Raw genomic sequence first — 13753 nt, forward strand, 5'->3', positions numbered from 1 at the left:
CAGGCCAGCCAAACTGGCGGAGACGGAGGGATTCGAACCCTCGATGCGGGTATAAGCCGCATGCTCCCTTAGCAGGGGAGTACCTTCAACCACTCGGCCACGTCTCCAGCAAAGCGGGCATTCTAGCACAGGACGCGGCGCACGCCGGCAAGACCGGCGCCGCGCCCGGCGCGGCCGATCAGGCTTCGGCCTGGACGGATTCCTGGTCCAGTTCGAAGGCTTTGTGCAGGGCGCGCACGGCCAGTTCCATGTACTTGTCGTTGATCAGCACGGAAGTCTTGATTTCCGAGGTGCTGATCATCTGGATGTTGATGCCTTCTTCGGCCAGGGTGCGGAACATGAGGCTGGCGACGCCGACGTGGCTGCGCATGCCGATGCCGACGATGGAGACCTTGGCGACCTTGTCGTCGGAGACGACCTCGCCGGCACCCACGGCCGGGCCGATCTGGTTTTTCAGCAGGTCCAGGGTGCGCGCGAAGTCGTTGCGGTTGACCGTGAAGGAGAAATCGGTCATGCCCTGCTGGGAGATGTTCTGCAGGATCATGTCCACGTCGATGTTGGCCGCGGCCACGGGGCCCAGGATCGAATAGGCCACGCCCGGGGTGTCGGGGACGTTGCGCAGGGTGACTTTGGCTTCGTCGCGGCTGAAGGCGATGCCGGAGACAACGGCGGTTTCCATTTTCTGGTCTTCCTCGAAAGTGATGAGCGTGCCCGAGTGCATTTCCTCGTCGACCGGGATCATGGGATCGGTCAGCGAGGACAGGACCCGCAGCGGCACCTGGTATTTGCCGGCGAATTCCACGGAGCGGATCTGCAGGACCTTGGAGCCGAGCGAAGCCATTTCCAGCATTTCCTCGAAGGAAATGACGTTCATGCGGCGGGCTTCGGGCACCACGCGCGGGTCGGTGGTGTAGACGCCGTCCACGTCGGTGAAGATGAGGCATTCGTCGGCGCCCATGGCCGCGGCGACCGCCACGGCCGAGGTGTCCGAGCCGCCCCGCCCCAGGGTGGTGATGTGGCCTTCGTCGTCGACGCCCTGGAAGCCGGTGACGATCACCACGCGGCCCGCGTCCAGGTCGGCGCGGATGCGGGTGTCGTCGATGGAGCGGATGCGCGCCTTGGTGTAGGCGCTGTCGGTGCGCACCGGAACCTGCCAGCCGGCGTAGCTGCGGGCGGCCACGCCCTGGCGCATCAGGGCGATGGCCAGCAGCGCGCTGCTGGCCTGCTCGCCGGTGGCGGCCAGCATGTCGAGCTCGCGCAGGTCGGGCTGGGGAGAGATTTCCTTGGCCAAGCCCAGCAGGCGGTTGGTTTCGCCCGACATGGCCGAGGGCACGACGACGACCTGGTGGCCGGCGGCGTGCCATTTGGCGACCCGCCGCGCGACGTTCTGAATGCGTTCGACGGAGCCCATCGAGGTGCCGCCGTATTTCTGGACGATTAGCATGATGCCTTGACGAAGGTTGAAGCCCGGTGAACCAGCAAAACGGATTATTCTACCTGGGTTTTCGGCAGGCAGAGGACGCGGCCGCGCCGCACCGCGATCCAGACGCCCTCGTGCAACAGCCGCACGTCGCGGTCGTGCCCCAGGGCATGGACGCCGCGCAGCGTGCGCAGCCAGGCGCGCAGGCGGGCTTCGGTGGGCATGCGCAGGCCCAGGGCGCGCAGCCAATGGCGCAGCGCCTGGGCCTGGCGGTGGGCCGGCAGCGCGCGCCAGGCGGCAAGCGAGAATTCCCGCCCGTCGGGCGAGGGATCCAGCCCCTGCCAGTCGGCCTGGGCGGCCTCCTCCACCCAGTCCGACAGCGCCTGCGCCTGGCCGGCGTGGCGGGCCAGGGTCCGGCGCCAGGCGGGCCAATGCGCGTCCAGCACCGGCGCCAGCCCGGTGCGCAGGGCGGCGCGGGCGTAGCGGGCGTCGGCATTGCTGGGATCGCGCGCCGGCTGCCAGCCGCTCAGGTCCCCGAAGCGCCGGGCGCAGGCCAGGATCACCGACCGGGGCTGATCCAGCCAGGGCCGGCTCCAGACCAGGCCGTCGCGCTCCATCACGGGGCGCATGGCCGCCAGGCCCAGCGGACCGGTCCCGCGCAGCAGGCGCAGCAGCACGGTCTCGGCCTGATCGTCCTGGTGATGGGCCAGCAGCAGGTGGCCGACGCCGGCATGGGCGGCCAGCCCGGCCAGGGCGGCGTAGCGGGCGTCGCGCGCGGCGGCCTCCAGGCCCCGCCCGTCGATCTCGACGGTCACCCGGCGGCTGTGGCAGTCCGCCTCCAGCAGCCCCGCCAGCCGGTGCGCGCGGATCAGCCAGTCGTCGGCCTCGGGCTGCAGGCCATGGTGGACGTGGAAGCAATGCAGGCGCAGCCCGCGCCGCCGGGCCGCATGGGCGGCGTGCAGCGCCAGCATGGCGGAATCGGCACCGGCGCTCAGCGCCACGCCGACGGCGGAGCCGGCCGGCCCCGCCATCAGGGCGGTATCGACCGCCCGCAGCAGCGCCGGATCGAGCGCCGCCCGCCAGGGGCCGGCATCGTCGCCGGACGCGGTGGCGGGCCGCTTCAGGGAAGGCGGAACGGACTCGCCGGCGGGCCGCTGCGAAGAACGTGAGAAGGACGCGGCGGCGGGCCGCCGCGGAGCACGCGAGACGGGCTCGCCGGACGGCCGCGTCCCGCCGGGGGGCGTCGTGCGGGGAGCGGGCTTCCTAGCGGGCTTCCTGGAAGCGCCCATAGGCGGAGATGCGTTCGAGGCGGCGGCGCAGCAGTTCGTCCACGTCCATGCCGGAGAGCTCGCGCAGGGCGTCGGCCAGGGCGCGCTGGAGCTGGCGGGCCATGGTGGCCGGATCGCGGTGGGCGCCGCCCACGGGCTCGTTGACCACGCGGTCGATCAGGCCCAGGTCCTTCAGGCGCGGCGCGGTGATGGCCAGGGCCTCGGCGGCGACGGAAGCCTTGTCGGCGCTGCGCCACAGGATGGAGGCGCAGCCTTCCGGCGAGATGACGGCATAGGTGGCGTATTGCAGCATCATGACCGTGTCGCCCACGGCGATCGCCAGCGCGCCGCCCGAGCCGCCTTCGCCGATGATGGTGACGATGATGGGGACTTTCAGGCCGGCCATGGCGTACAGGTTGTGGCCGATGGCTTCGGACTGGCCGCGTTCTTCCGCGCCGACGCCGGGATAGGCGCCTGGGGTGTCGACGAAGGTGAACACCGGCAGGCGGAATTTCTCGGCCAGCTTCATCAGGCGCAGGGCCTTGCGGTAGCCCTCGGGCAGCGGCATGCCGAAGTTGCGCAGGGCGCGTTCCTTGGTGTCGCGGCCCTTCTGGTGGCCGATCACCATGCAGGGCGTGCCGTTGAAGCGCGCCAGCCCGCCCACGATGGACTGGTCGTCGGCGTACATGCGGTCGCCGTGCAGTTCGTGGAAATCCGTGAACAGCGCCTGGACGTAGTCCATGGTGTAGGGCCGCTGGGGATGGCGGGCCACCAGCGCGGTCTGCCAGGGGGTGAGCTTGGCGTAGATGCTCTTGGCCAGGGACTGGCTCTTCTGCTGCAGGCGGTTGACTTCCTCGGAGATGTCCACGGCCGAATCGGTCTGCACGTAGCGCAGTTCTTCGATCTTTTGGTCGAGCTCGGCCAGAGGCTGTTCAAATTCAAGAAATGTATTTCGCATGGGAGCAGGGGTCCTAGGACGGAATTTCGGGACTCGGTCGGGGCTTCAGTACTCGACGGCGGCGGCATCCATGCTGCGCCACAGGTACCAGCTGGCGACCGTGCGCCACGGCGCCCAGGCCTGGGAGACCTCGCGCGCCTCGAAGCGCGAGACCGGCTCGCCGCTGAAGTAGTGGTGGGAGATGGCCTTGAGCAGCGCCGTGTCGTCCAGCGGCAGGACGTCGGGACGCCCGAGGAAGAAGATCAGGAACATTTCCGCCGTCCAGCGGCCCACGCCGCGGATGTCGCACAGCAGCGCCATCACGGCCGCGTCGTCGCGCGATTCCCACCAGGCCGGGTCCAGCCGGTCGGGCAGCGCGAAGAATTCGGCCGCGGCGCGCAGGTACTGGGCCTTGCGCAGGGACAGCCCGAGCGCGCGCAGTTCGGCTTCGGTGCAGCCGGCGATGCAGGCGGGCTGCACGTCGCTGCCGCAGGCCTGCACCAGCCGTGCCCAGAGCTTGCGCCCCAGCGCGAGGGAAATCTGCTGGCCGACGATGATGCGGATCAGGGTCTGGAACGGGCTGTGGCGCGCCTGGATGGATTCGTGGCCGTAGACCGGGATCAGCTTGCGCAGGATGCGGTCGCGCTGCATGAGGTGTTCGCAGGCCTGCGTCCAGTAGACGGGCCGCAGCGCGGCGGAACTGTGATGCTGCATGTCCATGGTCACACCCGCCGCCACTGGGTGGCGCCGCCGGCCGCGTCGGCCAGCTCCACGCCCTGCTCGCGCAGCCGGGCGCGGATGGCATCGGCCCGGGCGAAATCGCGCGCGGCCTTGGCCTGGGCGCGTTCGGCGACCAGGGCCTCGATGGCGTCGGCCGACAGCGTGTCCGCGCGGGCGCCGCCCGCGAGGAAGCGGGTGGGGGATTTCAGGTAGGCGGCCGGATCGGTCTGCAGCAGGCCGAGGATGCCCCCCAGCGCGCGCAGCAGGCCGCTGGCCCGGGCGCTGGATTCGCGGTTGGCCTGGCCGGCCAGGTCGAACAGCACGGCCACGGCGCCGGCCGTGTTGAAATCGTCGTCCATGGCGGCGCGGAAGGCCTGCGCGGCCGGATCGTCCCAATCGACGGCCACGTCGGCCGGCGGCACGCTGGCCAGGGTCTGGTAGAGCCGGTCCAGGGCGTTCTGGGCGTCCATCAGGTTGTCCGGCGCGTAGTTCTGCGCGCTGCGGTAGTGGCTGCGCACCAGGAAGAAGCGCAGCATCTCGGCTTCGCGCGGGTTGACGGCGTAGTCCGCGCGGTCGTCGGCCGCGTCCAGCGCCACCGTGTCGCGGATGCGCCGGAAATTGCCCAGGGACTTGGACATCTTTTCGGCGTCCACCATCATCGGGCCGCAGTGCATCCAGGTCGTGGCCAGGGTGCCGCCGAAGGCGCCCTCGCTCTGGGCGATCTCGTTTTCGTGGTGGGGGAATTTCAGGTCCGGGCCGCCGCCATGGATGTCCAGCGGCATGCCCAGCAGGGCGTGGCTCATGGCCGAGCATTCGATGTGCCAGCCGGGGCGCCCCGGCCCGTAGGGGGAATCCCAGCGGGTGTCGGCGGGCTCGTCGGGCTTGGCGGATTTCCACAGCACGAAATCGAGCGGGTCCTGCTTGCCGGCCGACACGGCGACGCGCTCGCCCGCGCGCAGGTCGTCGAGCGACTTGCCCGAGAGCTTGCCGTAGCCGGGAAACTTGCGCACCGGAAAGTTGACGTCGCCGTCCGCGCCCTGGTAGGCCAGGCCCTTGGATTCGAGCGTGCGGATGATGTCGAGCATGCCGGCCACGTGCTCGGTGGCGCGCGGCTCGTCGTCGGGAGGCTGGACGCCCAGGGCGCGCTCGTCGGCGCGCATGGCGTCGATGAAGAATTCCGTGAGCGCGCGGATCGTCACGCCGCGCTCGACGGCGCGGCGGATGATCTTGTCGTCGATGTCGGTGATGTTGCGCACGTAGCGCACCCGGTAGCCCGAGGCCCGCAGCCAGCGCTGCACCACGTCGAAGCTCACCAGCATCCGCGCGTGGCCCAGGTGGCAGAAGTCGTAGACCGTCATGCCGCAGACGTACATGCGCACCACCCCCGGCTCCGCCGTGCGCAGCGGAATTTTCTGGCGTGTCAGGGTGTCGTGGATATGGAGCATGTCGGGCCGGATGAGACGAGCAGACCCGCCGCACCGGACCATGCGGGCAGCGCGCGGGGATGTAAAATGGACTGACAAGTATACCGTCCCTAGGGAACCTCTGAACACGTCGGTTCCTTAGTCCAATCCCAGAACCCCATCCATAGGCGCCCCGAGACGTGACCCGCCCCTTCCTCCCTGTTTTGGCCCTGTGCGCCTGCCTGGCGGCGGGTCCGTCCATCGCGGCATCTTCGGGCGCCGGCGCGGGCCCTTCGAGCCTGAACTACAACCCCGAAACCGGGGCGTTCACCGAGCCCCTCCCGCCCGAGCGCGGCTGGCAGGCCTTCGCCGAGCTGCTGAAAAAAGCCGCGCCCTCGGTGGACACGGCCATCCCGCTGACGCCCGCCCAGGTCGCCGGCCACGTGGCGGCGCTGATCGACGCGGGCCGCGCCGCGGAAGCGCTGGACATCATCGGCAAGCAGCAGGCCGCGCGCGACGCGGCCGCCGTGCCGGGCGCCGACGTGCAGCTGCGCTACCAGCAGGGCCGCGCCCTGGCGGCGCTGGGCCGGCACGACGAGGCCATGGCCGTCTGGCGCCAGATGACCACCGACTATCCCGAACTGCCCGAGCCCTGGAACGCGCTGGCGATCGAATACGCCCGCCGGGGCCAGCTGCAGCTCGCCCGCGACGCGCTCGACATGGCCCTGGTGTCCGACCCGTCCTTCGCGCCGGCGCTGGAAAACCTGGGGCACGTGCAGATGCGCATGGCCCAGGAATCCTTCGACCGCGCCCGGGCGGCGGGCGCTTCTCCCGCTCCGGCCGCAGCGCCCGCCGGCCAGGCCGCTCCGGCCGCGGCGCCCGCCACACCGACGCACGACAAAACCTCCGCCCGTCAGGCACAATAGGGCTTTTGCCCTGGACGCTTCCATGTCCCATTCCTCGTTCCTTTCCCGCGTCCTGCCCTGGACGCGGGCCTGCAGCCTGGGCTGCGCCCTGGTCCTGGCGGGCGGCGCCGCCGCCGCGCAGGCCGATTCCAACCCTTCCACCCAAAGCACAGCCATGAGCACTCATCCGCACGTCAGAATGCACACCAGCAAGGGCGACCTGCTGATCGAACTGGACGCCGAGAAAGCCCCCAAGACCGTCGAAAACTTCCTCCGCTACGTGAAGGAAGGCTTCTACGACGGCACCGTCTTTCACCGCGTCATCAACAACTTCATGATCCAGGGCGGCGGCTTCGAGCCCGGCATGAAGCAGAAGCAGACCCACGCCCCCGTCGAGAACGAGGCCAACAACGGCCTGAAGAACGACCGCTACACGCTCGCCATGGCGCGCACCGCCGATCCGCATTCGGCGACGGCCCAGTTCTTCATCAACGTGGCCGACAACGATTTCCTGAACTTCACCGCACCCACCTCCAACGGCTGGGGCTACGCCGTGTTCGGCCGCGTCATCGAGGGCACCGAGGTCGTCGACGAGATCAAGAAGGTCAAGACCGGCAGCAAGGGCTTCCACCAGGACGTGCCCGCCGAGGACGTCGTCATCGAAAGCGCCACGCTGGTTGAATAGACTGGCATTGCGGGGCACCGTCTGGGTCGCCTCCGACATCCACCTGGGCGAGGCCGTCCCGCAGACGGCCCGCGCCTTCTACGATTTCCTGGGCCGGGCCCGGCGCGAGGCCGGCACCCTGATCCTGTGCGGCGACCTCTTCGACGCCTGGATCGGCGACGACCACGCCCTGCGCCGGCCGCCCCGCTGGCTGGCGACGGCCCTGGACGAGCTGCGCGCCACCGCCGGCGCCCTCCCCCTGTGGCTGGCGCGCGGCAACCGCGATTTCCTGATGGGCCGCGCCCTGGCCGATGCGCTGGGCGCCCGGCTGCTGGAGGCCCCCGCCGTCCTGGACACCGACGCCGGCCCCATCCTGCTGGCCCACGGCGACGAATTCTGCACCGACGACCTCGCCTATCAGCGCTTCCGCCGCATCGTCCATACGCCCTGGATCCAGCGGATCTTCCTCGCCCTGCCGCTGGGCGCGCGGCGCGCGATCGCGGCGCGCGCGCGCGCCCGCAGCCGGCAGGCCCGGCGCAGCAAGCCGATGGCGATCATGGACGTGAATCCGGCGGCCGTGGCCCAGGCCCTGCGCGCCGCCGGCTGCGACACCCTGATCCACGGCCACACGCACCGGCCCGCCGTCCACGCGCTGGAGCTGGACGGCCGCGCGGCGCGGCGCTACGTGCTGCCCGACTGGGAATTCGACCACGATGCGCCCCCCCGGGGCGGCTGGATCGAGATCGACGCGGCTGGAATCCGGCTGGAACAGCTGTAGGAGAACGCCGGCCGCGGGCGTTCCGACCCGGTGGCGGACGCGGCGCCGGCCCCGGGGGGCGGGCCGCGCCCCGTCAGTCTTCCCGCGTCTCGGCCTCGGGGTCGAACGGGTCGAGGCTGTCGATCTGCACGGCGGCGATGCGCCGGCCTTCCAGGGCGGCGACGGTGAAACGGAAGCCGCCATAGCCGCGCACCAGTTCGCAGTGGTCGCCGACCTGCGGCAGGCGCCCGAAACGGCTCAGCAGATAGCCCGCGAGCGTGGAGTATTCCTCGTGCTCGTCCACCAGGCCGTCGGTGTGCAGGATCTGCTCCAGGTGGTGCAGGTCGGCGGCGCCGTCCACGCGCCAGCGGCCGTTGCCCTGGTCGATGATGTCGGGGGCCTCGTCCTCGTCGGGGAATTCGCCGGCGATGGCCTCGAAGATGTCGATCGGCGTCACCACCCCGACGATGGAGCCGAACTCGTCGGCCACCAGGACCAGCAGTCCGTGCGAACGCTTGAGCGTTTCCATGAGCTGCAGGATGGGGATGGTCTCGTGCACGATGATGGGCTCGCGCAGCCGGGTCTCGCGGATGCCGCCGTGCTCCAGCAGATCCAGCAGCAGGTCCTTGGCGCGGCCCACCCCCACGACCTCGTCCAGCGTGCCGCGGCACACCGGGAAGAAGCTGTGCGGCTCCCGGATGAGCTGGGCGCGCAGGTCTTCCACGGGCGCGTCCAGGTTGATCCAGGACACGTCGGTGCGCGGCGTCATCACGGAGTGCACGTTGCGGTCGCTGAGCGTCAGCACGCCGCTGACCATGTTGCGTTCCTCGTCGCCGAAGGCCTCCACGGGCGCCGGCACGTCCTGTCCGTCCTCGGGCTCGGGGCCGTCCAGGGGCTTGCGGCCCAGCATCAGCAGCACGGCCTCGGCGGTGCGCTCGCGCAGCGGCCGGCGCATCTCGGCCCGGCGCACGTTGCGCCGCGCCCACTGGTTCAGGGTCTCGATCAGCACCGAGAACACGATGGCGGCGTACAGATAGCCCTTGGGCACGTGGAAGCTGAAGCCGTCGGCCACCAGCGAGAAGCCGATCGTCAGCAGGAAGCCCAGGCACAGGATCACCACCGTCTGGTGGGCGTTGACGAAGGCGGTCAGCGGCTTGGACGCCACCAGCATGATCGCCATGGCGATCACCACCGCCGCCATCATGATCGCCAGGTGATCGACCATGCCCACGGCCGTGATCACCGAGTCGACGGAAAACACCGCGTCCAGAATGACGATCTGCGTGACGATCACCCAGAAGCCGGCGTGCAGGCGCGAGCCGGAGGCGTGCTGGGTGCGGCCCTCGATGCGGTCGTGCAGCTCGAACGTGCCCTTGAACAGCAGGAAGAAGCCGCCCGTGATGAGGATCAGGTCACGGCCCGAGAAGGACAGGTCGCCCAGGTGCACCAGCGGCTCGGTGAGCTTCACCAGCCAGGACATCAGCGTCAGCAGGAACAGGCGCATGATGAGCGCCAGGCTCAGGCCCAGGACGCGGGCGCGGTCGCGCTGCTTGGGCGGCAGCTTGTCGACCAGGATGGCGATGAACACCAGGTTGTCGATGCCCAGGACGATTTCCAGGACGATCAGGGTGAACAGGCCCACCCAGGCTGCCGGATCCAGCAACCATTCCATAGTCGTATCCCGTCAGGCGCGCAGATGGGCCATCATCTGCGCGAATATCTTGGGCGGCGCGGCCAGCACGTTGCCCGATTCCATCCAGCCCTGCTCGCCCTGGAAATCGGCCAGCAGGCCGCCGGCTTCCAGCACCAGCAGGCCGCCGGCGGCCATGTCCCAGGGCTTGAGGCCGACGCCGCAGAAGCCGTCCAGGCGGCCGCTGGCCACCCAGGCCAGGTCCAGGACCGTGGAGCCCGTGCGCCGCGCCGCCGCGCATTCGGCCAGCAGGGGCACGAAGGGCGAAGTCGCCGGCAGCGCCGTGGACTGGGGAATGTGCGAGGCGAGCAGCGTGTCGTGATAACGCACGCAGCTGGACACCCGCACCCGGCGGTCGTTCAGGAAGGCGCCGCTGCCCCGGCTGGCGGTGAACATTTCATTGCGCGTGGGGTCGTAGACCACGGCGTGCGCGGCCTGGCCGCGATGCATCAGCGCGATGGACACGGCATAGTGGGCGAAGCCGTGGATGAAGTTGGTGGTGCCGTCCAGCGGATCGATCACCCACTGGAATTCCGCGCCGGCCTGGCCGCCCGCCGCCTGGTGGCGGCCCGATTCCTCGGCCAGGATGCCGTGGTCGGGATAGGCTGTGCGTAAAATGTCGATGATGGATTCCTCGGCGGCCCGGTCGATTTCCGTGACGTAGTCCTTCGGCCCCTTGCGCGCCACGTTCAGGCGTTCCAGGTCGAGGCTGGCGCGGTTGATGATGGCGCCGGCACGGCGTGCCGCCTTGATGGCGGTGTTGAGCATCGGGTGCATAGGTTTCCAAAGATCACGGGTAGCAGACCCCCCATTTTAAATGACTCCGCCAATTTCCTCCGACACGCCTTCCGACCCCGCGGATCTCTTCGCCCGGGTGCGCTTCGTCATGGTCAGTCCCACCCACCCCGGCAACGTCGGCTCGGCGGCCCGGGCGATCAAGACGATGGGCTTCCACGACCTGCGCCTGGTGGCCCCCGCCGACCCGGACATCCTGCGCCATCCCGACGCCCTCGCCCTGGCGAGCGGGGCCGGCGACATTCTGGAGCGGGCCCGCATGCACGCCGGCCTGGCCGACGCGCTGGGGTCCGCGACCCTGGCCTTCGCCCTGACGGCGCGGGCGCGGGCCCTCGGCCCCCCGCCCTGCGACATCCGCGAGGCCGCCCTGCAGTCGGCCGCCGAGCTGGCCCGGCCGCAGGCGCGCATCGCCCTCGTCCTGGGCACGGAGCGCACCGGCCTGTCCAACGAGGACATCACCCTGTGCCAGCGCGTCTGCCACATCCCGGCCAATCCGGCGTACAGTTCGCTGAACGTGTCCCAGGCGCTGCAGCTGGCCGCCTGGGAAATGCGCTACGCCCTGCTGCCGCTGGCCGGCGCGGCGCGCCTGCCCGACACCCACGCCCGGCACGATCCGGGAACGGATCCGGCCAGCAGCGCGCGCGTCCAGGCCATGCTGGACCATTTCGAGCGCGCCATGCTGGCCGTGGGCTTCCTCGATCCCCGGCATCCGAAGAAGCTCGTGCCGCGCATGCGGCAGATGTGGACGCGCAGCCGGCTGAGCGCCGACGAAGTGGACATGGTGCGCGGCCTGTGCACCGCCATGATCCGCAGCGCCGGCGGCGCGGCGTCCGAAAGCGCGCCAGCCGGGCACGATTTCCCCCGATGAATACGAACAGGCCCTCAGCCCCGACCGACATGTTTGACCAGCTTCGCGAAGACATCGCCTGCATCCACGAACGCGATCCGGCGGCCCGCAGCCGCATCGAGATCCTGACCTGCTATCCCGGGCTGCACGCCATCCTGGTCCACCGCCTGGCGCACGGCCTGTGGCGGCGCGGCTGGTACTGGGCGGGCCGCTTCGTGTCGCACCTGGGGCGCCTGCTCACCGGCATCGAGATCCACCCCGGCGCGCGCATCGGCCGGCGGGTCTTCATCGACCACGGCTTCGGCGTGGTGATCGGCGAGACCGCCGAGATCGGCGACGACTGCACCATCTACCAGGGCGTCACCCTGGGCGGCACCCGGCTGTACAAGGGCGAGAAGCGCCACCCCACGCTGGAGGAAGGCGTGGTCGTGGGCGCGGGCGCCCAGATCCTGGGCGGCTTCACCGTGGGCGCCCATGCCCGGATCGGCTCCAACGCCGTGGTGATCAAGCCCGTGCCCGCCGGCGCGACCGCCGTGGGCAACCCGGCACGGGTGATCCTGCCCGAGGACCATGCGGCGCCCACGGCGGCCGGCGAGGCGGCGGCTTCGTCTGCGGCTTCGGTTTCAGGTCCGGCTTCAGGTTCGGCTTCAGGTCCGGCCGCGCCGGCCGCCGCCGGGTCTCAGGCCGGGACGGGCGCCGCGGGTTCCGCCCCGGGTTCCGCCGTCGGACGCGCCGCCGGGTCGCCCTGCCAGGAGGAAACCCCGCCCGCGCAAGCCGAATGGGCCGCCCGGCCCCTGCAGGAGCTGCTGCAGCGCGGCCGCGCCGACTCCGCGCCCGCCGACGGCGCGGTTCCGCAAGAGGACTTCGCGCCCTACGGCGTGGGCCGCACGGACGACGACCCGCTGGTCAAGGTGCTGCACGAACTGATCAACCACACGGCCCAGCAGGACGCGCGCATCCAGCGCCTGTGCTCGGCCCTGGAAGACCTGGGCCAGCGCATCGAGAACGGCCAGCATCCGCTGGATGCGGAGCGGCTGAACCGGATGGTGGAATGACGGCGGTCTGAAGGGGGGTCTGATGGCGGTCTGATGGGGGACTGATCCGGCCGGCCCGGCAGGAGCCGGCCCGCGACCAGGCTCAGGCGCCGGCCGCCTTGGCCCCCGCCGCCGCGGCCGGGATCGACTGGACCTCGCGCAGGGGGATGGGCGAGCGCAGGCCCGCCTGGCGCAGGGCCTGGGGCGCCCGGCGGTGCAGGTCGAAATACACGTCCCAGTACTTGGCGGCCAGCGCCCACACGCGGATGTTCACCATGATGGTGCTGTCCCGGTATTCCATCACCATGACCTGCGGCGCAGGATCGGCCAGGATGTCCTCGTGGCGGTCCACCAGCGCCTGCAGGGTGGCCAGCGCCGCATCCAGGTCGTCGTCGTAGCGCACCCCCAGCATCATGTCCAGGCGGCGGGTCTTGTTGCGGCTGTAATTGGTGATCGGGCTGCCCCAGACCAGCGTGTTGGGCAGCAGGATCTGGATGCCGTCGGCCTGCACGAAGCGCGTCATGAACAGGCCGATCTCATCCACCGTGCCCGAGCCCTGGCTGCCGATCGAGACGAATTCCCCCGCGCGCACCGGCCGCAGCACCAGCAGCATGATGCCGGCGGCGAAATTCTGCAGCGTGCCCTGCAGGGCCAGGCCGATGGCCAGGGCGGAGGCGCCCAGCATCGCGACCAAGCTGGCGGTCTGCACGCCCAGGCGGGCCAGCACGGCCAGCAGCACCACGATGCGCACCGACCAGACGGTGACGCTGCGCACCATGGGCACGATGGTCGGGTCGATCCGAGGCGAACGGTCCGCGATGTGGCGCATCCAGCGGCCCAGCAGATTGGACACGGTCCAGCCGACCACCAGGATCGCCAGCGTGACGCCGAGATGGATCACGATGCCGCTCGGATCGGGCATGCTGGACCAGAAAGCCTGAAGCTGTTCCATGGCGGAAATCTCCCAGAATGAAGCGAATGGAACGGCGATTTTACGTCGGCCCGCATTCTCCGCCGACGGCGGACCCGGCCGCGGGCCGGATCGGCCTCCGGCATGAATGTTTTATCCACGCCGATTGTGGACAATCCCATGGACAAGTCCCGGGAGATCCGATTTATTCATTTCAAATCAAATGGATGGATGCCATGGCGGGAAAATGACCGTTTCGTGACCGCCGCTGAACGCGCGGATTTATCCACCCGGCCTGTGGACAATTCATCGGCCCTGAATTATAAATAACTCATTGATTTTATTGTAAAATAAAGCCACTCCAGACTATCAAATCCCCCAAAAACAGCCCGCTGGGGCTCAT

The 13753-nt window shown here is 69.9% G+C and carries 12 protein-coding genes, 1 tRNA gene and 1 pseudogene; 5 read left to right on the forward strand and 9 right to left on the reverse strand.

From position 1 onward, the window contains the following. Positions 1 to 14 precede the first annotated feature (14 nt). The 6 genes from HNR28_RS12550 to cysS form a co-directional block, all read right to left on the reverse strand. A tRNA-Ser gene (locus HNR28_RS12550) sits at positions 15 to 107 on the reverse strand. A gap of 71 nt (positions 108 to 178) precedes the next feature. Further along, positions 179 to 1447, reverse strand: a complete 1269-nt coding sequence (locus HNR28_RS12555) for an aspartate kinase (protein WP_170288495.1) — start codon at positions 1445 to 1447, stop codon at positions 179 to 181. Positions 1448 to 1488: 41 nt separating this feature from the next. Beyond that, the gene (gene tilS / locus HNR28_RS12560; RefSeq protein ID WP_052355612.1) at positions 1489 to 2451 is read right to left on the reverse strand and encodes a tRNA lysidine(34) synthetase TilS; all 963 of its coding nucleotides are present in this window, start codon (positions 2449 to 2451) and stop codon (positions 1489 to 1491) included. Positions 2452 to 2683: 232 nt separating this feature from the next. Further along, complete coding sequence (locus HNR28_RS12565; RefSeq protein ID WP_043680657.1) at positions 2684 to 3646, reverse strand: acetyl-CoA carboxylase carboxyltransferase subunit alpha; 963 nt, start codon at positions 3644 to 3646, stop codon at positions 2684 to 2686. Positions 3647 to 3691: 45 nt separating this feature from the next. Beyond that, on the reverse strand, positions 3692 to 4345 hold the full coding sequence (locus HNR28_RS12570; RefSeq protein WP_409360354.1) for a DNA-3-methyladenine glycosylase family protein: 654 nt from the start codon (positions 4343 to 4345) through the stop codon (positions 3692 to 3694). 2 nt (positions 4346 to 4347) lie between these two features. Next, entirely contained in the window at positions 4348 to 5790 is a 1443-nt protein-coding gene (gene cysS / locus HNR28_RS12575) for a cysteine--tRNA ligase (RefSeq protein WP_151024988.1), read from the reverse strand. 158 nt (positions 5791 to 5948) lie between these two features. Between cysS and HNR28_RS12580 the strand changes: the two genes are divergently transcribed. From HNR28_RS12580 to HNR28_RS12590, 3 genes are all read left to right on the forward strand, one after another. Then, entirely contained in the window at positions 5949 to 6674 is a 726-nt protein-coding gene (locus HNR28_RS12580) for a tetratricopeptide repeat protein (protein WP_148304886.1), read from the forward strand. 154 nt (positions 6675 to 6828) lie between these two features. Further along, complete coding sequence (locus HNR28_RS12585; protein ID WP_184142929.1) at positions 6829 to 7338, forward strand: peptidylprolyl isomerase; 510 nt, start codon at positions 6829 to 6831, stop codon at positions 7336 to 7338. Beyond that, positions 7331 to 8095 carry a UDP-2,3-diacylglucosamine diphosphatase gene (locus HNR28_RS12590; protein WP_043680647.1) on the forward strand — a complete coding sequence of 255 codons (765 nt, stop codon included), beginning with the start codon at positions 7331 to 7333 and terminating at the stop codon, positions 8093 to 8095. Before HNR28_RS12585 ends, HNR28_RS12590 begins: the two co-directional genes overlap by 8 nt. A gap of 73 nt (positions 8096 to 8168) precedes the next feature. On the opposite strand, the gene HNR28_RS12595 is transcribed toward HNR28_RS12590, so the two are convergent. Both HNR28_RS12595 and HNR28_RS12600 read right to left on the reverse strand, forming a co-directional pair. Next, a complete protein-coding gene (locus HNR28_RS12595; protein ID WP_151024989.1) occupies positions 8169 to 9746 on the reverse strand; it encodes a TerC family protein in 1578 nt (525 codons plus the stop codon). A gap of 12 nt (positions 9747 to 9758) precedes the next feature. After that, positions 9759 to 10541 (reverse strand): inositol monophosphatase family protein, encoded by a 783-nt coding sequence (locus HNR28_RS12600; RefSeq protein ID WP_043680642.1) that lies wholly within the window; start codon positions 10539 to 10541, stop codon positions 9759 to 9761. A gap of 40 nt (positions 10542 to 10581) precedes the next feature. On the opposite strand from HNR28_RS12600, the gene HNR28_RS12605 reads away from it, so the two are divergent. Both HNR28_RS12605 and cysE read left to right on the forward strand, forming a co-directional pair. After that, positions 10582 to 11427, forward strand: a complete 846-nt coding sequence (locus HNR28_RS12605) for an RNA methyltransferase (RefSeq protein ID WP_151024990.1) — start codon at positions 10582 to 10584, stop codon at positions 11425 to 11427. 29 nt (positions 11428 to 11456) lie between these two features. Next, positions 11457 to 11975 (forward strand): annotated as a pseudogene (gene cysE, locus HNR28_RS18815) (serine O-acetyltransferase); the annotation flags it as partial. A 568-nt stretch (positions 11976 to 12543) separates the two neighbouring features. Here cysE and HNR28_RS12615 read toward each other — a convergent pair. Further along, positions 12544 to 13392, reverse strand: coding sequence for a mechanosensitive ion channel family protein (locus tag HNR28_RS12615; protein ID WP_151024992.1), 849 nt, complete (start codon positions 13390 to 13392; stop codon positions 12544 to 12546). Positions 13393 to 13753 lie beyond the last annotated feature (361 nt).

The organism is Castellaniella defragrans (assembly GCF_014203015.1).
Lineage (GTDB): Bacteria > Pseudomonadota > Gammaproteobacteria > Burkholderiales > Burkholderiaceae_B > Castellaniella > Castellaniella defragrans.

What these genes read in the sequence shown, in the direction of transcription:
- tilS (WP_052355612.1), bottom strand. Translation starts at nt 2,451, where the DNA reads ATGGCGGGGCCGGCCGGCTCCGCCGTCGGCGTGGCGCTGAGCGCCGGT.
- HNR28_RS12565 (WP_043680657.1), bottom strand. Translation starts at nt 3,646, where the DNA reads ATGCGAAATACATTTCTTGAATTTGAACAGCCTCTGGCCGAGCTCGAC.
- HNR28_RS12605 (WP_151024990.1), top strand. Translation starts at nt 10,582, where the DNA reads ATGACTCCGCCAATTTCCTCCGACACGCCTTCCGACCCCGCGGATCTC.
- HNR28_RS12595 (WP_151024989.1), bottom strand. Translation starts at nt 9,746, where the DNA reads ATGGAATGGTTGCTGGATCCGGCAGCCTGGGTGGGCCTGTTCACCCTG.
- HNR28_RS12615 (WP_151024992.1), bottom strand. Translation starts at nt 13,392, where the DNA reads ATGGAACAGCTTCAGGCTTTCTGGTCCAGCATGCCCGATCCGAGCGGC.
- HNR28_RS12585 (WP_184142929.1), top strand. Translation starts at nt 6,829, where the DNA reads ATGAGCACTCATCCGCACGTCAGAATGCACACCAGCAAGGGCGACCTG.
- HNR28_RS12570 (WP_409360354.1), bottom strand. Translation starts at nt 4,345, where the DNA reads ATGGACATGCAGCATCACAGTTCCGCCGCGCTGCGGCCCGTCTACTGG.
- cysS (WP_151024988.1), bottom strand. Translation starts at nt 5,790, where the DNA reads ATGCTCCATATCCACGACACCCTGACACGCCAGAAAATTCCGCTGCGC.
- HNR28_RS12600 (WP_043680642.1), bottom strand. Translation starts at nt 10,541, where the DNA reads ATGCACCCGATGCTCAACACCGCCATCAAGGCGGCACGCCGTGCCGGC.